Origin of the sequence: Lactiplantibacillus fabifermentans DSM 21115 (assembly GCF_000498955.2) — a bacterium.
GTDB lineage: Bacteria > Bacillota > Bacilli > Lactobacillales > Lactobacillaceae > Lactiplantibacillus > Lactiplantibacillus fabifermentans.
Genome location: NZ_AYGX02000129.1, coordinates 1 through 4,498, shown reverse-complemented (window position 1 = coordinate 4,498; position 4,498 = coordinate 1). Strand labels below are relative to the sequence as shown.

General features: G+C 42.8%; 5 protein-coding genes. 4 read left to right on the top strand and 1 reads right to left on the bottom strand.

The annotated features are described in order from the left end of the window. Positions 1–294: 294 nt before the first annotated feature. Positions 295–831, top strand: a complete 537-nt coding sequence (locus tag DY78_RS11070; protein ID WP_024626295.1) for a ClbS/DfsB family four-helix bundle protein — start codon at positions 295–297, stop codon at positions 829–831. 153 nt (positions 832–984) lie between these two features. Here the strand turns inward: DY78_RS11070 and DY78_RS11065 are convergent, their stop codons facing one another. Further along, entirely contained in the window at positions 985–1,770 is a 786-nt protein-coding gene (locus DY78_RS11065; protein ID WP_024626296.1) for a metallophosphoesterase, read from the bottom strand. A 190-nt stretch (positions 1,771–1,960) separates the two neighbouring features. Here DY78_RS11065 and DY78_RS11060 point away from each other — a divergent pair, with 190 nt between their 5' ends. The 3 genes from DY78_RS11060 to DY78_RS11050 all read left to right on the top strand — a co-directional run bounded on the left by DY78_RS11060 (position 1,961) and on the right by DY78_RS11050 (position 4,428). Next, a complete protein-coding gene (locus tag DY78_RS11060; protein WP_024626297.1) occupies positions 1,961–3,070 on the top strand; it encodes an SWIM zinc finger family protein in 1,110 nt (369 codons plus the stop codon). 215 nt (positions 3,071–3,285) lie between these two features. Then, positions 3,286–3,675, top strand: a complete 390-nt coding sequence (mscL, locus tag DY78_RS11055; RefSeq protein ID WP_024626298.1) for a large-conductance mechanosensitive channel protein MscL — start codon at positions 3,286–3,288, stop codon at positions 3,673–3,675. Between the two features lie 105 nt (positions 3,676–3,780). Continuing rightward, positions 3,781–4,428, top strand: a complete 648-nt coding sequence (locus DY78_RS11050) for a deoxynucleoside kinase (protein ID WP_024626299.1) — start codon at positions 3,781–3,783, stop codon at positions 4,426–4,428. Positions 4,429–4,498 lie beyond the last annotated feature (70 nt).

Here is a 4,498-nt window from a genome sequence, read left to right as displayed (position 1 = left end):
TGGCATAGGACAAAAAAGTCTCTATTTAAATTGTCTATTTTATTGACAGGGTACCAATTGGCACCTCAACTCAAAAGACACCGTCAACAATCAACGGACTGAAGTCGTGCTTGAGTAAAATAGCGATGGTATTTTAAATCAAGGATACCTGGTTTTAGTTCAGTCGCACGCTGATTGCTAGTTTAATGAACCTTACCACCTAGCATGAATCTGGACCTAGCTTAGCTTTTGAATCTTGATAAAATTTTGCTGATTACTACTTTGTCACTGATAACGATGAAATGAGGTACTCTTATGGCACGGCCAACCACCAAAAATGATTTAATTGTAGCTAGCAATAACCAATACACTGCGCTGTTATCATTAATTGACACCATTCCCACTGAAGATTGTTTGCGCCCATTTTCCTTCGACATTACTAAAGAAAAACAAGCCCATTGGCGACGTGACAAAACGATTCGGGATGTTTTGATTCATGTGTATGAGTGGCATCGGCTTGTGTTGAACTGGGTTAATCGCAACCTGGCCGGCACCGCGCAACCATTTTTTCCAACCGGTTATAATTGGCGCAACTATGGTGAATTAAATCAAGTTTTCTTTGAACAACATCAAAAGACTAGTCTTGCGGAAGCCTGCGAATTATTGCAAACGACCCACGACCAGGTCATGCGTTTAATTGAAACTTTTACCGATGAAGAACTCTTTTCCAAACAGGTCTATCCGTGGGTTGGTGGCACGACCTTGGGCAGTTACTTTGTCTCTTGCACCGCCAGCCATTACGACTGGGCCATCAAAAAAATCAAGAAATACCAAAAGACCCTTCAACCATAATGTGATGTACTTTATTGATGATGCGAACTTACTAAAGAATCCTCAGACACCAACAATTTGATGTTCTGAGGATTTTTTTAATTAGTTTTCTAAAAAACTTGTAACATCTCAACTTGGCACACGCAATCATTTTAAGATCACCCGCCAACACGGTCACAGCACCTCAATCAACTGTTGCTGAATCACTCGGTGCATCGCGACCACGTTCCCTTGTTCATCCAAGGTCAGCGCTGAAATACCCCCGTCTTCAGCGCCTGAACGACTCCCACCATCAATCAAATAACGCGGAATATCGTGCGCATCAGCTTGCATTTTAATGAACCCCGCACCAGTATCGGTCATCGTTTGAACCGGCGTATGCCCGGTGACGATGACTTTTTTCGTCAGATTGCGATGCCACTGTTGCTGGTCATCGTAGTAATAATCATCGCGAATCCATAAAATATCATCACGGACTTGTTGGTCTAGTGGATAGCGCCAGTCGAGACCGGCGTGCAGCGCTAAAATACGGTCGGTTTGCCAAGTTAATGGTAATTGGGCTAAAAATTTCGTATAGCGGGCCAATGGGGGCTGATTCAACGCCGCTGCAATTACGAGCGGTCGATTTGAATGGATACCCAATTGGCGCCACGTCCGCGACCCACCGTTTAACCGCCATGTCTGGTAACTTAAATCATCCCCCGCGGCCGTTTGTAACCAAAAATCATCATGATTGCCTAATAATGCAACATCATGATGTTGTTGTACCCGTGCCATCACCAGGTCTAGTACGGCTAATGGTGCTAAGGCATCCGGCTGCGAACTGCCGGTACGGGTCGCACTCCCATCAATGTAATCGCCTAAAAAAATCAGGCGGTTATTTTTAACGGCTGCCGCTTGTAGCAATACCGCCAAATCATCGGCAGCCGCATGAATATCACCAATGAACGTATAATTCATTGCTCGCACCTCGTTACTTTCTAAAAGTATGTATCACGTCAAAGTCTTATTAATCATCGCGGTGATTAGCCAAAAACGCCGACTTGTTTGCCAGTGTCATCCCTGTCACAACACACCTTTTCATATTGCAACCACTTTCTTAATCACCTAAAATAGAGCTAAGCTGGCTGAATGAAAGGTGGTCTAAAGTATGGATTGGAAAAGTCGCTTTCCGGCGAAAATTTTAGAACGTGGGTACCAATATAATAGGCGTGCCTTGATACGTGATTTTAAAGTGAATCATACCACAATAACTGCCACCGTTTTGGGGACCAACTCTTATAACGTCCGCATCCAGGCTGACCCGTTCACATTTTATTGCAATTGCCCTTACGCTACCAGTGGGCATCTTTGTAAGCACATGGCGGCCGTCCTCTTTTACAACGAACAGCAACATTCGCATTTCAGTCCAATAACCGCCGACCATTCACCTCAGCGGGTGTTTCAACTGACCGTTTTATCGTACATAAACGCCCAAGACTTCGACCGGTTAACGCAGCTCACCAACGAATTGTTTCATACCTGTGCGCAATCTGAGTTGAGTGCCGCACAATTAGCAACTAAATTGACCTGGATTTTAGAACAGCTACTAGTAACCGTCCCGCACCACCACGAATTAATGCAGCGATGCCAATGGACCCAAACCACATACTTGCAACTCGCCACAATATCACTCACCCAGCCTCCATATGACGAAGCGCCAGCCTGGATTAACTTTAAAGACACCTGTAGCGAAGCGTGGTGTACCTGGGTCAAGTTAGGCGATTACCCATTTAATCATTATTTGTTCCATTGGCTATGTGAAAATGTCACCCAATTACCTTGGCCAGCATCGTTGCCACTCGAAGATGTGCTATTCGACTTTCATCTGTACAAACGTCCGAACGAACTGCGCATTAAACTCGCGGTGATTGATCGACAACTTGCCAAGGCCCCAAAAATCACCCACGAGACCCCGATTTACATTCAAACATGGTTTATTGAATGGGTGCGCTACCGAATCCCAATAATGGCAGCTTTAGAGCTACCACCTGCCGCTACTTTGAACTTCTGTACGCGCTATTGTTCAGACCCAGTTATCGCTAATTTTTTTCTACGGCAATGTCGGGATTTAGATGAAAAACAGACGGCGCTCACCTATTTAAAAATGGCGCTAAAAGACCCCGAACTAACTGACGAAGACAAACAACAATATCAAGACATTTTGCGGCGCAAGCCTTTCTCATGGCAACATCCATTCTTTGAGCTAATTGTTTATTGATTGCTACTATTTTTTGATAGTTGGCAAACCTGCCGTAAAACATACAACGCCATTGCTGTGTGTTTATTAGCTGCATCGCCTTAATCTAACGAACGTAGCTAGTTCGTTTAACCACCAAATTAACAAAAATATTCCTAATATAAGCATTCACATTGAGTCAACCCGCGCTTTTCGCTATACTGTTTAGGAAAAAGAATCTAAGGGAGATGAATTTTATGATTGAAGAATTCAAAACATTTATTGCACGAGGTAACGTGATTGATTTAGCCGTTGGGGTCATTATTGGGTCGGCCTTCACCGCAATCGTCAAATCACTGACGAACAACTTGATTAACCCACTGATTGGGATTTTCTTAGGACGCATCGACTTATCCAATCTGAAAATCACGATTGGTGAAGCGACCTTTAAATATGGCGCCTTCTTAAATTCCGTAATTAACTTCTTCATCGTGGCAATCGTCGTCTTCTTGATGGTCAAAGCCATTAATAAGGTCACCGGCGCTAAAGCGGAAGAAGAAGCTGAGGAGGAAGAAGAAACACCAGATTTATCAGCGCAATATTTAGCAGAAATTCGCGATTTATTAAAGGACCAAGCGCAAAAATAAGCTAATTTTAGCCCCAAAGCAAAGTTTCTACCAAAAGTCTATATGGTATTGAAACTTTTTTTGTTATACAATATGTAGTGCAATTTTCTATAAAGAGGGGCTATCATGGTGATAATAACAGCAGGAATGATTGGGGTCGGTAAAACTACATTGACTGGTTTAATTGCCGATCACCTTGGAACTAAGGCATTTTACGAACCCGTTGGTGACAATCCCGTTTTGCCACTATACTACTCGGATCCCAAAAACTATGGTTTCCTATTACAAATCTATTTCCTAAACAAACGTTTTGCAATGATCAAGAAGGCATTGGCTGATGACAACAACGTCCTCGACCGTTCAATTTATGAAGATGCCCTCTTCACCAAAGAAAACAACGCCGAAGGTAACATTTCGGACACTGAATTACATGTTTATCTACAATTATTAGATAACATGATGACGGAGTTAACGGAATTACCTAAGAAGGCACCGGATTTAATGGTCTATTCAGAAACTGATTTTGACACGATTTTATACCGCATCAAAAAACGTGGTCGTGATTACGAACAATTCGATAACAACCCTGAATTGGAAGATTACTACTATAAGATGTGGACCGCTTATCGCAAGTGGTTTGACGAATATGACGCTAGTCCAAAGATGAAGATTGACTTGCAACAATACGACTTGGAAAAACCTGAGAACCAACAAGCCGTTTTAGCGCAAATCGATGCTGAATTGAACAAGATTCGCAAACCTGAAAACGTCTAATTGCGACCATTAAGGGAGCTGTGACATAACTAGTTCCTAAATCGTAAAAACCCACGCAAAACCGAATTTT

What these genes read in the sequence shown, in the direction of transcription:
- DY78_RS11070 (WP_024626295.1), top strand. Translation starts at nt 295, where the DNA reads ATGGCACGGCCAACCACCAAAAATGATTTAATTGTAGCTAGCAATAAC.
- DY78_RS11065 (WP_024626296.1), bottom strand. Translation starts at nt 1,770, where the DNA reads ATGAATTATACGTTCATTGGTGATATTCATGCGGCTGCCGATGATTTG.
- DY78_RS11060 (WP_024626297.1), top strand. Translation starts at nt 1,961, where the DNA reads ATGGATTGGAAAAGTCGCTTTCCGGCGAAAATTTTAGAACGTGGGTAC.
- mscL (WP_024626298.1), top strand. Translation starts at nt 3,286, where the DNA reads ATGATTGAAGAATTCAAAACATTTATTGCACGAGGTAACGTGATTGAT.
- DY78_RS11050 (WP_024626299.1), top strand. Translation starts at nt 3,781, where the DNA reads ATGGTGATAATAACAGCAGGAATGATTGGGGTCGGTAAAACTACATTG.